10 protein-coding genes are annotated in these 17,268 nt (G+C 71.8%); 3 read left to right on the plus strand and 7 right to left on the minus strand.

All coding sequences use genetic code 11. From position 1 onward, the window contains the following. The 7 genes from ACIBZJ_RS31000 to ACIBZJ_RS31030 all read right to left on the minus strand — a co-directional run bounded on the left by ACIBZJ_RS31000 (position 1) and on the right by ACIBZJ_RS31030 (position 4,452). A complete protein-coding gene (locus tag ACIBZJ_RS31000) occupies positions 1–834 on the minus strand; it encodes a sulfurtransferase (RefSeq protein ID WP_395935850.1) in 834 nt (277 codons plus the stop codon). 37 nt (positions 835–871) lie between these two features. Continuing rightward, the gene (locus ACIBZJ_RS31005) at positions 872–1,315 is read right to left on the minus strand and encodes a DUF4395 domain-containing protein (protein WP_395935852.1); all 444 of its coding nucleotides are present in this window, start codon (positions 1,313–1,315) and stop codon (positions 872–874) included. Positions 1,316–1,406: 91 nt separating this feature from the next. Beyond that, positions 1,407–1,481: an Ms5788A family Cys-rich leader peptide gene (locus tag ACIBZJ_RS31010; RefSeq protein WP_395936274.1), complete on the minus strand. Its 75-nt coding sequence runs from the start codon at positions 1,479–1,481 to the stop codon at positions 1,407–1,409. A 95-nt stretch (positions 1,482–1,576) separates the two neighbouring features. Then, positions 1,577–2,005, minus strand: coding sequence for a TlpA family protein disulfide reductase (locus ACIBZJ_RS31015; protein ID WP_395935854.1), 429 nt, complete (start codon positions 2,003–2,005; stop codon positions 1,577–1,579). Between the two features lie 28 nt (positions 2,006–2,033). Continuing rightward, on the minus strand, positions 2,034–2,720 hold the full coding sequence (locus ACIBZJ_RS31020) for a DUF2993 domain-containing protein (protein ID WP_395935856.1): 687 nt from the start codon (positions 2,718–2,720) through the stop codon (positions 2,034–2,036). Positions 2,721–2,832: 112 nt separating this feature from the next. Continuing rightward, the gene (locus ACIBZJ_RS31025; protein WP_395935858.1) at positions 2,833–3,738 is read right to left on the minus strand and encodes a hypothetical protein; all 906 of its coding nucleotides are present in this window, start codon (positions 3,736–3,738) and stop codon (positions 2,833–2,835) included. Positions 3,739–3,777: 39 nt separating this feature from the next. Next, positions 3,778–4,452: an alpha/beta hydrolase gene (locus tag ACIBZJ_RS31030; RefSeq protein ID WP_395935860.1), complete on the minus strand. Its 675-nt coding sequence runs from the start codon at positions 4,450–4,452 to the stop codon at positions 3,778–3,780. A 196-nt stretch (positions 4,453–4,648) separates the two neighbouring features. On the opposite strand from ACIBZJ_RS31030, the gene ACIBZJ_RS31035 reads away from it, so the two are divergent. From ACIBZJ_RS31035 to ACIBZJ_RS31045, 3 genes are all read left to right on the plus strand, one after another. Beyond that, positions 4,649–5,365, plus strand: coding sequence for a winged-helix domain-containing protein (locus tag ACIBZJ_RS31035; RefSeq protein ID WP_395935862.1), 717 nt, complete (start codon positions 4,649–4,651; stop codon positions 5,363–5,365). A gap of 59 nt (positions 5,366–5,424) precedes the next feature. Beyond that, positions 5,425–6,312 carry a mycothiol synthase gene (gene mshD / locus ACIBZJ_RS31040; RefSeq protein WP_395935863.1) on the plus strand — a complete coding sequence of 296 codons (888 nt, stop codon included), beginning with the start codon at positions 5,425–5,427 and terminating at the stop codon, positions 6,310–6,312. Positions 6,313–6,385: 73 nt separating this feature from the next. Further along, positions 6,386–17,268 (plus strand): IPT/TIG domain-containing protein (locus tag ACIBZJ_RS31045; protein ID WP_395935864.1); only part of this gene is annotated, 10,883 nt, incomplete at its 3' end.

Here is a 17,268-nt window from a genome sequence, read left to right on the forward strand (position 1 = left end):
TCAGACATCCTTCTCGATCGGGACGCCGATCAGCGAACCGTATTCGGTCCACGAACCGTCGTAGTTCTTGACGTTCTGGTGGCCGAGCAGCTCCTGCAGCACGAACCAGGTGTGGCTCGACCGCTCGCCGATGCGGCAGTACGCGATCGTGTCCTTGCTGTCGTCCAGCCCGGCCTCGGCGTAGATCTTGCGAAGTTCGTCGTCGGACCGGAAAGTCCCGTCTTCGTTCGCGGCCTTGCTCCACGGCACGTTCACCGCGGTCGGGATGTGGCCGCCCCGCTGCGACTGCTCCTGCGGCAGGTGCGCCGGTGCCAGCAGCTTGCCGGAGAACTCGTCGGGCGAGCGCACGTCGACCAGGTTCTGGACGCCGATCGAAGCCACGACCTCGTCGCGGAACGCCCGGATCGAGCTGTCCTGCTCCTTGGCGGTGTAGCTGGCGGCCGCGCGCGAGGGCACGTCCTTGACGAGCTCGCGCCCGTCGAGTTCCCACTTCTTGCGGCCACCGTCGATCAGCTTCACGGCCTCGTGGCCGTAGAGCTTGAAGTACCAGTACGCGTAGGCGGCGAACCAGTTGTTGTTGCCGCCGTAGAGCACCACGGTGTCGTCGTTGCCGATGCCCCGGCTGGAGAGCAGCGCCTCGAACTGCTCCTTGTTGACGAAGTCCCGGCGTACCGGGTCCTGGAGGTCGGTCTTCCAGTCGAGCTTGATCGCACCGGGGATGTGCCCGTTGTCGTACGCCGTGGTGTCCTCGTCGACCTCGACGAAGACGGTGTTCTCGGCGTTCAGGTTCTTCTCGGCCCAGTCGGTCGAGACGAGCGCGGAATCGCGGCTCATTCAGACACTCCTTCGTGTGTGGCGAGAGGTGGGTGGGTCAGGACGTGAAGCGGTGGATCAACAGTCGACCGCGAAGGTACGCGAGACAACCGAGGCAGAGCCCGAACGCGGCGTTGAGAAACGCCGCGAGGAGAGCCGCTGCGGTGGCCACGACGCCGACGAGTGGGTCGCCGAGGAGGTAGCCGAGTGAGCCGGCCAGCGCGAACGCGAAGCCGACGCCCTGGGCGAACTGCACCGGGGTCGAGTCTTCACGCTCGGTGGGCGGCGCCAGCCTGGGCGCGACCAGCGTCCGGTAGAGCACCGCGTACGGGGCGGCGCCCAGCCCGACGAAGGCACCGAGCGCGAACACCAGCGTTTGTGCGGCCAGCAGCCAGCCGTTGCCGGTCAACAGGACGACCGCGAGCACGACGGTCGTGATCCAGGCCGCGAACCGGGGGCCGCGCGGATCGACCGAAGCCGGTCGGAGGGGAGGTGGGGACATGGCACTCCTGACATCAAAAAGACCTGACGTCCACGTGAAACGGGGGGTCAGGGCGATGTCACTCGAAGAGCGCAGAGAGCATCGCCCGGCGTCAGGCCGGGCGACACAGGCAGCTACCGACGCGGCACAGGTCCACCGCGCGGCGCTTGGTGAGCAGGGAGCTCATGCTGGTCAGCGTAGCAAACCCCGTCGGCTCGCCGTCCCGAAATGCGGGATGATGCTCCTGATGTGCGGGACAACTCGTGCGGTGGCGTGCAATTCCTACTCGTTCGGCAGGAATGGACCTATTGCCGCGAGAACCTCGTCACGACGCGGCTGACCCACGGCCCGGCCCGCGATGCGTCCGTTCCGGTCCACCAGCAGGGTGGTCGGGGTGCTCTGCACGTCCAGTGCGCGTACGGCGTCCAAGTGGGATTCGGCGTCGATCTCGACGTGGTGCACGTCCGGCAGGCGCCCGGCGACGTCGGTCAGGATCCGCCGGGTGGCGCGGCAGGGCGCGCAGAACGCGGAGGAGAACTGGACCAGCGTGACGGCGGCGGTCTCCGGCTGAATGCCCAGTTCGTCCCACACCTGCGGTTCCCCCTCGTCGCGCTGACGGACCCGGCCGGATCGGACGCGCCAGATCAGGCCACCGGCGGTCGCGACCACCAGCACCGCCAGCAGGATGAGGATCCGCACCCAGAGGTCCATGACGACCCAACACCGGCCGGCGCCCGCGCTATTTCACCAGGGCGACGTTTCTCGCGGTGCCGGTCACCATGAGGTTGCCGTTGCTGGCCGCGACCCGCTCGAGTTTCACCGCGAACGGCAGCGCGAGCTCGACCGGCTTCGCGAACTGCGCGGACAGCTCCCGGACCACCGAGTTCGGCACGCTCACGCCGGCCGCGCTCACGTTCGCGACGTCGAACGTGAGCTGGTTGCCGCTGAGTTTGGGCGTGACGTCGGCGCTCACGTCGATCGTCCCGACGACCGGCACCTCGACCGGGAGCGTGGCCCGGACCGCGGAGCCCGAGCTCTGCAGCTTCAGCCCGCTCAGGTTGAAGCGGTCGGCGATCTGGGCGACGGACAGCTGTCCGGTGCCGGTGACCGTCTTCGCCGTGATGTCGTGCGGCTGGGCGCCGCGCAGCACGTCCCGCGGGATCGCCACGTCCCGCAGCTTCACGTCGACCTTGTCGATCGCTCCCTCGGGGGTCTTGACGCCGGTCAGGTGAACATCGGCGCCGTCGAAGTCGCCGGAGATCAGCTGGGTCACGAACGGGAAGCCGACGACCTGCACGTCCGTGGTCGCGGCCGGGGTGCCGTTCTGCCGCAGGTTGTCGGCGACCGCGGTGTTGAGCCGCCGCTCGACGACGTTGGCCAGCGCATGGTCGGCGAACCAGCCCACCCCGCAGACGATGATGGCCAAGACCAGCAGGATCGCCAGACATCCGGTTGCCCGCCGTCGCCTGTCGGCCACCTGTTTACCTCCGAGGTCGCAGTGCCAGTAGGTACGACGTATTACCCCGTCGGAGCAAATTTCAGAGCGAGAGGCCGACGAGATATCCGATCGGTGCGGCCACGCTGAAGGCGACCAGCGGGCCGAGCGCGGCTCCGGCGGTGCCGCCGGTCGCCCGGGTACCCGCCGCCAGCCGGCCGGCCCGGGCGAAGTCGACGGCCAGGTCGGCCAGCACCGCGGCGGTGCCGACCAGCCAGCCGACCAGCGTCGCCGTCCCGACCGACAGGTCCAGCCAGTCGGCCGCCGCGAGCGCGGATCCGCCGGCCGCCAGCGCGCTGCCCAGCGCGAGGCCGGTCAGCCCCCGCGGTACGTCGGGGCGCGCGGCCGGCCGCGGCAGCACCAGGTCGGTCACCCGGGCGACGACCATGCCGAGTGCGGCGGAAAGAAAAATCAGGGCGACCAGGTCCGGGCCGTCTGTGCCTTCGGTGCGCCGCAGCGTCACGGTGGTGGCCAGCGCGATCGCGGCGACGGCCACGGTCAGCGTCCCGCCGAACGATTCGGTGACGTTGCGCCGCGCGGCACCGCGGGCGAGCTGGGTGAACGTGGTCGCGCCGAACGCGCACGCGAGCACCGCGACCAGCGAGCCGGCGCCGCGTTCGCCGGTCGTCAGCGCGACGACGTCGGCGGCGATCGCGGTCAGGATCCCGACCGCGACCGTGCCTGCGAGCCCCGGCGGACGCGTGACCACGCACCAGATACCCACCAGCGCGAGCTGCTCGACCAGGATCGCGACCGCGTACGGCACCGGACCGGCGAACGCGGCCCCGGCGAGGACCGCCCCGGCGATCAGCGCGGTCAGCCCGGCGACCGCGGCCGCACTCGGGCCGCGGGAGGCCCGGCCCGCGGCCGGGGGCTGCTCCGCATCCGGGTGGTCTTCCACGTCAGGCCGTTCCGAGTCGAGCGGTTCCGAGTTGGGGCGCGGCTGCACGAAGACGATCGTGCCAGACCCGGTTCGCACTCCTGGTGATCACCGGGCCATTGGAACGTCCGCCTCCGTCAGCCACCACCCGAGGCGGTCGGCGAGCGCGACCGGCAGGCGGTTCTCCGCGTGGGCGAACCCGTCTTCGAGCCAGACGGTGGCGTTGTCCCCGGCCGCGGCGGCCAGCGCCAGCGGGTGCTCGATCGGGAAGTAGTGGTCGGCCCGGCCGTGCACGAGCAGGATCGGGGTGGGAGCGATCCGGTGCACCAGTTCCAGCGGCTGCGGTGGGATGTCAGACGTCAGTGGTGCCAGCCGCACCTTGAACACGGTGCGGGCCACGATCCGTCCGGGCACGCTCTCGACCAGCACGTGCACCGCCCGCATCGGCGGGGTGTCACGGACGAACGACCGCGACGGCGTGCTCACTGCCGCGACCGCGTCCACTCGTTCGCCGGGGGCCTGGCGCAGCGCCGCGTGGCAGAGCACGACGGCCGCGCCGAACGAGAACCCGAGCGTGACGACCCGGTCGTATCCCCGTGCCCGGCCCCACTCGACGGCCGCGGCCACGTCCAGAACTTCGTTCGTGCCCATCGTCGAGCGACCCTCGCTGCGCCCGTGCCCACGCAGTTCGACGACCAGGATGTCGGCCCGGCGTCGGAGCCGGACGACGAGACGACGCACGGCGGCAATGCGCGCGTGCCCGGTGAAACCCGGGACCAACACGATCAAAGTTGTCGAATCGCCCGCCGATGTGGTTGCCCACCACGAACCGAACAGGTGAACTTTATCCTCTGTGAGGAGGAGCACCGGTTCTCCGCTGTTCACTGTTGTTATCCTCCTCGTAACGCTCCGGGCCGCTCATCTCGGGGTTTGAACTGGGCAGCGCCGCCCGACCGGATCAATCACCCGGAGGTGGCCCATGGAAATCCTCCTTATGACGGCCGGCGTCGAAGCCGAGGCCGCGACCGTTCTTCCTGCCCTGGATCTTCTGGGACACACGGTCCGCACCGCACCTCGAGACCTCAAGGCGCTGCTCGGGGGTCCGACCCCCGACGCGGTCATGGTGGATGCGCGCGGCGACCTCGCCGGTGCCCGCTCCACCTGCCGCCTGCTGCGCACGACCGGGCTGACCGTTCCGCTGTTCGCCGTGCTCACCGAGGGCGGTCTGGTCGCGCTCAACGCCGAGTGGGGCGTCGACGACATCGTGCTCACCTCCGCCGGTCCGGCCGAGGTCGAGGCTCGCCTCCGTCTCGCGACCGGCAAGAACGGCAACGACGCGGCCGACGACGAGCCGGGCGTCGTCCGCGCCGGTGAGCTGGTGATCGACCCGCAGACCTACTCGGCCCGCATCAAGGGCCGCCCGCTCGACCTCACGTACAAGGAGTTCGAGCTGCTCCGCTTCCTGGCCCAGCACCCGGGCCGGGTGTTCACCCGAGACCAGTTGCTGCGCGAGGTGTGGGGCTACGACTACTTCGGCGGCACCCGCACCGTCGACGTACACGTACGACGTCTGCGCGCGAAGCTCGGCAGCGAGCACGAGGCGCTGATCGGCACCGTGCGTCAGGTCGGCTACAAGTTCGTGACGCCGCCGCCGCGCACCCTCCCCGATCACGAGCCGGTACTCACCGTCGTCTGAGCGGTACCGCACATCGAAGGGCGCCCGTCGGGCGCCCTTCGTGTGTTTAGGGTTGAGTCGTGGACCACACCCCGGAAGACATCGAAGCGGTACTCGCGCTCGCTGACGCCGCCGCGGCGACCGACGGGGTCGGGCCGCTTTCCGAGCAGACGCTATTGGCATTGCGCAATCCGGCCGACTACCCGGACGTCGTACATCTCTTCGTGCGCTCGGACACCGGAATCGTCGGCTACGCGCAGATCACTCCGGAACCCACGAATGCGTCGGCGGAAGTGGTAATACATCCCGCGTTCCGCGGAAAAGGCCTCGGACGACAACTCCTCGACGCCGTTCTCGACGCGGTCGGCACTCCGCTGGCGATCTGGGCGCACGGCGACAACCCGGCGGCGAAATCGCTGGCGCACACGCTGGGGCTCGAACGCTCCCGGGTCCTGTTCAAGATGTGCCGCCCGTTGACCGGATCGCTGCCCCCGGTTGCTCTGCCGGATGGCGTCCGCCTCAGGTCTTTTGTCGTGGGGACGGACGACGCGGCCTGGCTGCGCGTGAACGCACGAGCCTTCGCCACCCACCCTGAGCAGGGAAAATGGACGCACCACGACCTCGAGCTGCGGCAGCGCGAACCGTGGTTCGACGCGGAGGGATTCCTGCTGGCGGTACCGTCCGACGACCCGCAGCGGCTGCTCGGGTTCCACTGGACCAAGCGCGAGCCCGCTGCGGACGGGACGCCGGGGCCGGAGGGCGAGGTCTACGTGGTCGGCGTCGACCCGGATGCGCAGGGCCTGAAGCTCGGTAAGGCGCTGACGATCGCCGGGCTGGAATACCTGGCCCGCACCGGCGCGACCGAGGGCACGCTTTATGTCGACGAATCAAATCCGCGGGCCGTAAATTTGTATGACAACCTCGGTTTCGAAGTGTGCGCCACCGATGTGATGTACGCGCGAAACTGACGCTATTTCTGCACCTGAATTGCACCCGTTTACTCACTTACCGGGATATCGCCCTTTTACGTAAGTTGCGACTATGCAACTGGGGAGTTCGGCCCGTCGGTGGGGACGGGACTCGAAGACCGCTGCGTCCGGCAATGCGGCACCGAAGCAGGTCCTCCGCTGGTTCGGCCTTGCCGTCGTTGCGCTTCTGATCGGCGGTGTCCTCGGACAGGTACCGGGCACGCGCGCCGAGGCCGCAGCGGGCGACGCGGCGGCCCGCGGCATCGTCGTCGGTCTCGGCGCCAAGGTCGCCGGCCTCCAGTTGCTGACGCTCAACACCGTGCTCGGCAAGGCGGACGCGCCGGCCGCCGGTGGCACCGCCACCGACACCACCGTGAACCTGGGCACGGACGCGGGCTCGGCGGTGACGGTCGGGGCCAAGGTCGACTCGATCACCGCGACCCGGTCGACCGTGAGCTCGTCGGCCAAGTCGCAGATCAGCGGCATCAGCATCGCGGGGCTGGGAAACACCTCGATCCTCGACACCGGCCCCAACGGTGTGATCTCCGCTGAGGCTGTCTGCCCGGCCAGCGGCCCCCAGACCGTCAAGACCTCGCTGGCCGGGGTGAACGTGCTCGGTAAGGCCGTCAACGTCTCGGTCGGCGCGCCGCAGGTGATCCCGGGGCTGAGCGTCTCGGTGCCCGGGCTGCTCAACGCCAAGCTCGCGGCGACCGTCTCCCGGGTCGAGAACACGACCGCCGGTTCCGCGAACGCCACCGCGCTGTCGATCTCGCTCAAGTTGACCGCCGACCTCGGCATCGACGTGAGCCTCGGCTCGATCGCGCTCGCGACCGCCACCTGCCAGAAGCCCGCGGTGCCGGCCACGGTCACCACCAGCCTCGACCCTCCGTCGGGCAAGCAGTCGGGCGGCACCTCGGTCACGGTCAAGGGCTCCGGCTTCGTGCCCGGCGCCACCTCGGTGACCGTCGGCGGCCTCCCGGCCACCGTCACGAACGTCTCCGGCGACGGCACCCAGGTCACGTTCACCACCCCGCAGATGACCGTCGGGCCGCAGGACGTCGTCGTCACCTCCGCCGGCGGCGGAAGTTCACCGCCGTTGACGTTCACCGCGCTGGCCGACGGGTCGGACGCGACCGTGAGCGCGCCGTCTCCGCCGTCCGGTTACACGTCCGGCAGCACGAAACTCACGCTGACGGGGTCCAAGCTCAGCACCGCCACCGGCCTGAAGATCGGCGACACCACCGCGACCGACGTGGTCGTGAGCCCGGACGGCACCCGGATCACCGGAACGATCCCCCGCTCCGAGAAGGCCGGGGCGACGCCGGTGACCGTGGTGTTCCCGGCCGGCACCGTCAACGCGGGCAACTACACCTACCTCGCGCCGAGCGTCGACGCCGTCGTGCCGTCGCAGGGCCCGGAGACCGCGGGCACCGCGGTGACGATCAACGGCAAAGGCCTGACCGGTGCCGACGGCGTCACGTTCGGTGGCACCCCGGCGACGAACGTCACGGTCAGCGCCGACGGGACGTCGATCACCGCGACTGCGCCCGCCCACGCGCCGGGCGTCGTCGACGTCGTCGTCTCGCTGCCCGGCCTGGACGCGACGCTGAGCAGCGGCTACTCGTACCAGGCACCGAGCTCGCCGTCGCCGTCGCAGGTGTCGCCGACGAGCGGGTCGACGGTCGGCGGAACCGACCTGGTGCTCACCGGCACGAACTTCACCAACGTCGACGCGGCCACGATCGGTGGCTCGGCGGCGACGATCGTCAGCGGCCCGACCGACACGTCGATCACCGTGCGGACGCCGGTCTCCGAGAAGACCGGGCCGGTCGACATCGCGCTGACCACGTCGGACCACTTGTCCGGGGCGCTCCCGCAGGGCTTCACGTACGTCGGCCCGACGCTGACGGCCATCAGCCCGTCGTCGGGGCCGCAGTCCGGTAGCCCGAACGTGGAACTCGTCGGCACCGGTCTGGCCACGGCCACCGGAGTCAAGGTCGGTGACACCGACGGCACGATCCTCAGCCGCACGGACACCCACCTCGTTTTCAACGTCCCGGTCGGCACGCCGGGCGACGCCCCGGTCACGGTTCAGGTCGCCGGCGCGGATCCGGCGCCGCTCACGTACACGTACCTGTACGACGGCTCGACCGCGAGGGTCAGCGGAGTCGACCCGAGCACGATCGCGACGTCCGGCAAGAAGGTGACGATCTCCGGCACGAACCTGACCGGCGCGTCCGACGTGCTGTTCCACGGCTTCGCCGGCACCGGCATGACCGTCAACCCGGCCGGCACCCTGATCACGGTCACCGCGCCGACCCGCGAGACCGGCGGTGACGTCCCGGTCGTCGTCGAGTACCCGTTCGGCACCGCGCAGGCGGGAAACATCACCTACCAGCTCCCGACGATCACCGGCGTGAACCCGGTCAGCGGCCCCGCGGCCGGCACCACCGTCGTCTCGATCGCCGGCACGAACTTCACCGGGGCCACCGACGTCACGTTCGGCGGCAAGCCGGCGACCGAATTCAGCGTCAACACGGCCGGCACCGGGATCCAGGCGACGGTCCCGGCCCACGCACCCGGCCCGGTCGACGTCGTCGTCGTGCTACCGGGTGCGGACGCGACGGCGACCAGCGGCTACACCTACCAGAACGACGGTTCGGGCGCGTCGATCACCGACGTCGCCCCGGACACGCTGCCGACCAGCGGCGGACCGGTGACGATCACCGGCACCGGGCTGGGTGACGTCACCGGCATCACGGTGAACGGCACGCCGATCACCACGTACTCGGCCGACGACACGACGATCACGTTCACCGCGCCGCCGACCGCCACGCCCGGTGACGCCCCCGTCGTCCTCTCGTTCCCGGCCGGCAAGGTGACGGCCGATCCGATCACGTACACCGCTCCGAAGATCGCTTCGATCAAGCCCGGACAGGGGCCGACCGCAGGCGGTGACACGGTGACGATCACCGGCACCGGGCTGAACGCCGCGACCCGCGTGACGTTCGACGGGATCGAGGCGACGATTCTCGAGGTCACCGCGACCGGCCTGAAGGTGACCTCGCCCGCGCACGGCAGCGGTGTCGTCGACGTCGTGGTCGAGCTACCCGGCGCCGACGCGACCTCGACCGGCGGGTACGGGTACGTCGAGCCGCTGGCTCCGCGGGTGAGCGCCGTGATCCCCGGCACCGGTTCGTCCGGCGGTGGCGAGACGATCACGCTGACCGGCGCGAACTTCACCGGCGTGACCGCGGTGACGTTCGACGGCACGCCCGCGCCGAACTACACCGTCAACTCGGACACGAACCTGACCGTGACGACCCCGCCGTCCGAGCAGACCGGCCCGGTCGACATCGCGGTCACGTCGGCCGCGGGCACCGGCGTCCTGCCGAACGGATACACGTACGAGGGCCCGAAGCTGACGTCGGTCAGCCCGGACAACGGCGTGGTCGCCGGCGGCACCAGCGTGACGCTCACGGGCACGCTGCTGGGCACCGCCACCTCGGTGGAAGTCGGCGGCACGCCGGTGACGTTCCAGAAGGTCGACGACACGACGCTGACGTTCACGACGCCGGCCGGTAGGGCGGGCCCGGCGAAGGTCGAGGTCGCCGTCGCCGGTTCCGACCCGGACCCGCTCACGTACACGTACGTCGCCGACGGCTCGAACGCGACCGTCACGAACATCGCGCCGTCGGTGGCCACGTCCGGTGGCCAGGTGACGGTCACCGGCACGAACCTGACCGGGGCCACCGGGATCACGTTCGGCGGCACCCCCGGGACGAACGTCTCGGTCAACGCCGAGGGCACCTCGCTGACCGCGACCGCGCCGGCCCGCGAGTCGGCCGGCCCGGCGCCGGTCGTCACCCAGTTCCCGAAGGGCACCCACCCCGGCGGCACCGCGGTGTACGTCGGACCGACGATCACCCAGGTGGCGCCGGACCGCGGCTACGTGGACGGCGGCACCCAGATCCGGATCTCCGGCAAGAGCCTCGGCGCCGCGACCGCGGTCACCATCGACGGGCAGCCGACCACGGACTTCGCCGTGGACCAGAACGGCACGGTGACCGCGACCGTGCCGAGGCACGCCGCCGGCACGGTGGACGTCGTCGTGGTGCTGCCGGGCCTGGACGCCACTTACGTCGGCGGGTTCACGTACTCGCCGCTCCCGCCGCCGACCGTCACCGGGATGTCGCCGGCGTCCAGCCCGACGGCCGGTGGCGAGGTGATCACGATCACCGGGAGCAACCTCGACGGTGCCACTTCGGTGACCATCGGCGGCAAGCCCGCGACGATCGAGGGCACGCCGACCGCGACCCAGGTCCGCGCGAACGTCCCGGCGTCCGAGGTGGACGGACTGGTCGACGTCGCGGTCGTGACACCGAACGGTTCCGCGGTCTCGGCCGCGCAGCTGCAGTACGTCGCACCGGTGATCCGCGCGCTGAGCCCGGCGTCCGGCTCGGTGTCGGGCGCGAACACGGTGGTCGTCCTCGGTAGCGGCCTGGCCGACGCCGCCGCGGTCACACTCGGCGGCCAGGCCGCGACGATCACCGACGCCGACCCGGCGGGCTCCGCGGTCCGGGTGACCGCACCGGCCCACGCCGCCGGTCCGGTCGACGTCACGGTGACGCTGCCGGGCCTGGACGCCGTCCGCAAGGACGCGTACCGGTACGTCCCGGACGGCAGCAACACCACGGTCACCAGCCTCAGCCCGGGGCGCATCCCGACGGCGGGCGGCACCGTGACCCTGCAGGGCACGAACTTCGACGGCGCGACCGCGGTGACGTTCGGCGTCGGATCGAAGCCGGTCTCCGGGCCCGAGGTCGGGCCGGGCGAGGGCGCCGACCTTGTCGTCTCCCCGAACGGAACTCAGATCACGGTCACCGCGCCGCCGATGGAGGACTCCGGCCAGGTGCCGGTGACGATCTGGTTCCCGGGTGGAACAGCCGCGGGCGGCACGATCGTCTACTACGCGCCCGCGATCTACGGCGTGTTCCCCCAGCAGGGCCCGCTGGCCGGCAACACGCTGATCACGATCACCGGGATCGGCTTCACCGGTACCGAGAAAGTGCTGGTCGGCGGCCAGGAGGCCACCGCTGTCGCGGTCAGCGACTCCGGTAACACGCTGAGCGCGCGGACGCCCGCCGTCAACAACGCCGCGGTCGTCGGCATCACGGTCCAGCTGCCCGGCCGCGACGCCACGCTGGCGGCCAGTTACGCCTACCGCGCGGCGGACGCGCCGGTCGTCGACACGATCCTGCCGGCGTTCGGCCCGGTCGGCGGCGGCACGGCCGTCGTCATCACCGGCTCCAACCTCGGTGACGTCACCTCGGTGACGTTCCGCGGGCAGCCCGCGACGATTCTGGCCGGCGGTACCGCGTCCGTGCTCACGGTGCTCAGCCCGGACGTCACGGCGACCGGCTCCGGGCCGGCCGACGTCGTCCTCACGGCCGGCCTGGTGTCGAGCACGGTGCCGCGCGGCTTCTACTACAGCGGCCCGACGATCACGAGCATGTCGCCGTCCAGCGGCCCGGCCGCCGGTGGCACCGAGATCACGATCGACGGGTTCGCGCTCGGCGGGGTGCAGAACGTCCTCGTCGGTGGCAAGGAAGTGACGCCGGTGATCAACCCGGCCGGCACCCGGATGACGTTCACGACCCCGCCGGGAACGCCGGGCGACGCGGACGTCGTCCTGCGCTACGCCGCTGAGTCGCCTCCGAAGGAGACGTTCACCTACCTCGCCGACGGCACCGGTGCGGAGGTGACCGGGCTCGATCCGACGTCGGTCCCGGCGTCCGGTGGGACCGTGACGCTGACCGGCGCCGGTCTCGACGACGCCACCCAGGTGACGTTCGACGGTGTTCCGGGGACGATCACGTCCGCGTCCCCGGACGGGAAGACGCTCGTCGTCACCGCGCCGCCGTCGAGTGACGGCACGGCCGACGTCGTCGTGCTGTTCCCGCGGGGCAGCATCTCGGCGCCGGCGCTGAAGTACGACACCCCGGTGGTCACCTCGGTGTCGCCGCAGACCGGCGTCGAGTCCGGCGGCACGCCGGTCGTGCTGACCGGTACCGGTCTCGGTGCGGCGACCAGCGTGAAGGTCAACGGTCAGCCGGTGCAGTTCACGGCGAGCGGGGACGGCATCCGGATCGCGTTCCTGACGCCGCCGGGGACGGTCGGCGACGCCGTGATCACGGTCGAGGAGCCCGGTCAGTCGCCGGCTCCGGCGAAGTTCACCTACCTCGCCGACGGCAGTTCGACCACGGCGACGGTCTCCGCCGAAACGTCGGCCACCTCCGGTGGCGCGACGCTGGAGATCTTCGGCACCGGCCTCAACTACGTGTCCCGCGTCCTGGTCGGAAGGGCCGCCGCGACCAACGTCCAGGTCAACAGCGCGGGAAGGTCGCTGACCGCGAGCGTTCCGGCCACTGAGGACGCCGGAGACGTGGACGTCACGCTGGAGTTCCCGGCCGGGAACAAGAAGGTCGGCACGGTCACGTACGTGGCCCCGACGATCACCGCGATCAACCCGAACTCCGGGACGGTCAACGGCGGCTCGATCGTCACCGTGACCGGCACCGGGCTCGGGATGGCCGCCGCGGTGCGGTTCGACGGCATCGCGGGCCTGAACATCAACGTGGCGAACGACGGCACGTCGGTCACCGTGACGACGCCGAGCCACTCGGCCGGCGCGGTGGACGTCGTCGTGACGCTGCCGGGCCGGGACGCGAAATCGGCCGGCGGCTACACGTACGTCGCGGCGACTGTTCCCCCGGCGTCCGACGCGGCGACGCCGGCCTCGCTCAGCCCGGCGCAGATCCCGACGTACGGCGGGTCGCGGGTGACGATCACCGGGTCCGGTCTGGCCGGCGTCACCGGCGTGGTGTTCGACAACCTGGCCGGGTCCGACGTCTCGGCGACCGCGACCAGGGTGACGGTCACGTCCCCGCCGCACGAGCAGGGCACGAAGGACGTCCTGCTGGTCTTCTCCGACCGGAGCACCAAGAAGGCCGGAACGATCCAGTACACGCCGCCAGCGATCACCTCGGTCGTGCCGCCGTACGCGAACATCACCGGCGGCACGCTGGTGACGATCAACGGCGTCAACCTGCAGGGCGCGGTCGGCGTCACGTTCAACGGCCAGGCCGGCACGCTGGTCTCGGCCAAGGCGATGACGAGTTCGTCGTCGGTGCGGGCTGCGGGTTTGGTTCGGGCCGCAGGCCTGACCGGGGCTGCGGGTCCGACGCGGGCCGCGGGTCTGACCAAGGCCGCGGGCCTGACCGGGGCTGCGGGTCTGACGCGGGCCGCGGGTCTGGTCCGGGCCGCGGGCCCGGTTCGGGCTGCTGCGGGGACGCCGAACTCGCAGGTCGTCGCGAAGGCGCCGCCCAACCCGGCCGGTACCGTCGCGGACCTCCAGGTGATCCTGCCCGGTCAGGACGCGGCGTCCACGAACGACGTCACCTACGCGTCCGGGCCATCGGCGACCGGAATGACGCCGACGACCGGTCCGACGACCGGCGGGACGACCGTCACGATCACCGGTACCGGCTTCGACCCCACCACGACGGTGACGTTCGACGGCGTCGCGGCGACGAACGTGAAGGTCACGAGCGCGCAGACGCTGACCGCGGACGCACCGGCGCACGCCGTCGGTGACGTCTTCGTGGTCGTCGCGACCGGGGGCGTGCCGGCGCAGCCGCTGACGTACACGTACTACACGACGAACACCGGCGGGGGGAACACCGGCGGCGGGAGCACCGGCGGCGGGAAACCGGGTGGTGGCGACACCGTCGACGGGGACGACGGCGGCGAGCCGACCCCCGAGCCGCCGGTCGACACCGGGGTCAGGCCGGCCAAGGTTCCGCCCGGCGGGAAGGTCACGGTCATCGGGCAGAACTTCGTTCCGGGCCAGACCACCGTGGTGATCTGTGGTCACACGGTCCCGGCGTCCGAGGTGACCGTGTCCGCGGACGGAACGACGGCGTCGTTCGTCGCACCGGCCTGCCCGGCGGGCAAGCAGGTCGCGACGCTGACCACACCGGACGGCAGCACCGACGCGGACGTGATGTTCGCGGCCGCGGCCGCGGAGCCGGACACCGGCGGCGGCGATTCCGGGGAGAAGCCGTCGGGCGGGGGCGCCGGGCCGTACCACCACCGGGCCGACAACGGTGGGTCGAACTGGCTGCCGACGACCGGGACGGACGTCACCGGGTTCGGTATCGATGGCTTGGCGCTGGGGGGCGTTGTCCTGCTGGTGCTGGGTGCCGGGTGTGTCTGGGGTGCGCGGGGGCTGACGTTCCCGCTGTTCCGGGCGGGCAGGAGCTACCCGAGAGGGGCGAGGATGCGTCGCACGCGCCATCCGCGGGGGCGGCACGCGCCGCCGCGGGCGAGGATGAGCAGTGGGCTGACCGCGGGGTTGAAAGCGGTGCTGATCGCCGTGCCCTGTGCGATGGCGCTGGTACTGGCGGTCGCGGAGCGGCCGGCGAGTGCGAGCACGGTCACCGGGACGCCGCTGGTGTCGAGCGCGCTCGCGCACCCGGCCGTGCACGCGGCGGGCGACGCGACGGCTCGGGTACTGGCGGTGGACTTCCGTGCGGCGGAGATCCGGGCCGGGACACCGGATTCGGCGAAGGCACCTGGGTCGGCGGCCCCGGCGGCTGACGCCGGTGCGGTGGATACGGCGGCGGCCGCGGTGGACGGGATCGACGTGGTGGACGGGATCCACGCGGTGGGTACGAACGCGGGGCACGCGGCGGGTGCGTCGACGGCGGCGGCGAGCCGCTCGGCTGGGCCTGGCTCGCGGGCGTCCTCCGTGGACGCCGGGAAGCCGGCCGGTTCCCGATCGGGCCGCACGACCTCGCGGTCGGAGGCGCCCGAGGTGTCGCGGTCGGACGCACTGGTGCCGCCGACGGTGGGGGCAGGAACCGCCCGGTCGCGGACCGAATCGACCCAGGCCGCCGACCGCCACGCCTCGAAAGGCACCACGTCGGCACGCACGAAGCGCGGGACCGGAGGCGGCGGAAGCGACTCGTCGGACAGCGGGCGTACGAACAGCACGCGGCCGGTCCGGTTCGCGGCGCTGTCCCGCAGCGGCGTGACGGCGGAGGCGCCGGGACGCCCGGGGGAGCGCAGCCGCGGCGGAGTGGCGGTCAGCGCGAACTCCGGCACGCTGTCGGCGCACGGCACTGCGACGACCGTCAAGGCGGTCCGGGGCGCCACCGAGTCGCGGGCGACCGCGGTGCTCGGGAGCCTCGAGGTCGCCGCGCTCGACACCGCGATCCTCGCGCTGGACCAGGTCCGCGCCGAGGTCATCTGCCCGCGGAGCGGTGGATCCCGCCCACTCGCGGACGTCACGGTAACGGGTCTGCGCGTCGGCGGCTCGCCGGTTGATGTCGGCGCCGTCCCGGCGTCGGTCCCCGTCGAGGGCGGTGCGACCGTCGCGGTCTCGGTTTCGAAGCACGAACAGGCGGACGCCAGAGGCGCGCGCGCCGTGGTCGAGGCCACCCTGTCGGCGACGGGTGCCGACGAGGACGCCGTGGACCTCGGCACCATCCGCCTGGCCGAAGCCTCTTGCGCGCCTGCCGCTGCCGCTGCTGCTGCCCCGGCCAAGGCCTCGCGTGTGGCGGACTCGCCCGCAGCGGGAAGCCCAGCAGCCGGAACGCCGACAGCTTCTACGGCCCGGACGAGCGAGCGTGCCCCAAGGGCCGGCGCCCCGATGGAGGGCGCGCCAACGGCGGGCGCCCCGGCCGCGAGTGTCCCTGCAGGCGGTGCGCCGGTGGCGGGTGTTCCGGCGGGGGGTGCGCCGGTGGCGGGTGTTCCGGTGGCGGGTGTGCCGACGACGGGCGGCCCGATGGTGGGTGTTCCGGTGGTGGGCGGCCCGACAGTGGTGACTTCCGCCGCGAGAGCTCCAGTAACGGCTACAGCGACAGGTGTTCCGCAGGCGGGTGCCTCGAAGGCGGTCGTCCCTGCGGCGACCGGCTGGACGCTGGGCGGTCCGATGGCGAATGCCTCGAAGGCGGTCGTCCCTGCGGTGACCGGCTCGACGCTGGGTGACTCGACGCTGGGTGGCTCGAGGGCGGGTGGCTCGATGGCGGGTGGCCCCGTGGCGGGTCGCCCCGTAGTGGGTAGCCCCGTGGTGGGCAGCCCGGTGGCGGGTGTCCCCGTGCTGGGCAGCCCGGTGGTGGGTAGCCCCGTGGCTGGTGGTCCGGTGGCGGTGTCTTTCGCAACGCGGGCTCCGGTCGCGGCGACCGCGAAGGGTGCTCCGCAGGCGGGCGCGCCGATGGCGGTCGGCCGGGTGGTCGGTGGCTCGTGGGCGGGCGTCCCGATGACGGTTGGCTCGCTCGACAGTTTCCTGTTCGGACCGGCGGCTCCGCCTGAGCCGGGCGGATCGGTGCTGGGCATGCCGGCCACCGACGGTCAGCCGGTGGCGACCGACGGTCCGGCCAAGTCGGCGGGCAGCCCGATCTCGACTCCGGCCACGAACACCACCACCACCCAGCCGATGACCGCCGGCCCCCAGCCTGCCGGCCCCCAGCCTGCCGGCCCCCAGCCTGCCGGCCCCCAGCCTGCCGGCCCCCAGCCTGCCGGCCCCCAGCCCGCAAGCCCCCAGCCCGCAAGCCCCCAGTTCACGGGGCCCGTGTTCGTTGGCCCGCAGCCTGTCGGCCCGCGGTCCGCCGGCTCGCAGCCCGCCAACCCTCAGCTCACCAATCCTCGGCCCACCGGGCCCGTGTTCGTTGGCCCCCAGCCCGCCAACCCCCAGTTCACGGAGCCCCTGTTCGTTGGCCCTCAGCCCGCCGGGCCTCAGCCCGCTGGTCCGCAGCTCACCGGGCCTCAGCCTGCCGGGCCGGAGCCCACTGAGCCTCAGCCCGTGTACGACCCCGTGGCGCCGGTGTCGACGATCCTGGCTCAATCAGGCGCACCGAGCGCCGGCGTAGCCCAGTCCGGCACCCCAGCCGG

This window comes from Cryptosporangium sp. NPDC051539 (assembly GCF_044454545.1).
In the GTDB taxonomy this organism is placed as follows: domain Bacteria; phylum Actinomycetota; class Actinomycetes; order Mycobacteriales; family Cryptosporangiaceae; genus Cryptosporangium.

Coding starts and splice junctions, on each gene's coding strand:
- ACIBZJ_RS31000 (WP_395935850.1), bottom strand. CDS start 834: ATGAGCCGCGATTCCGCGCTCGTCTCGACCGACTGGGCCGAGAAGAAC.
- ACIBZJ_RS31005 (WP_395935852.1), bottom strand. CDS start 1,315: ATGTCCCCACCTCCCCTCCGACCGGCTTCGGTCGATCCGCGCGGCCCC.
- ACIBZJ_RS31015 (WP_395935854.1), bottom strand. CDS start 2,005: ATGGACCTCTGGGTGCGGATCCTCATCCTGCTGGCGGTGCTGGTGGTC.
- ACIBZJ_RS31035 (WP_395935862.1), top strand. CDS start 4,649: ATGGAAATCCTCCTTATGACGGCCGGCGTCGAAGCCGAGGCCGCGACC.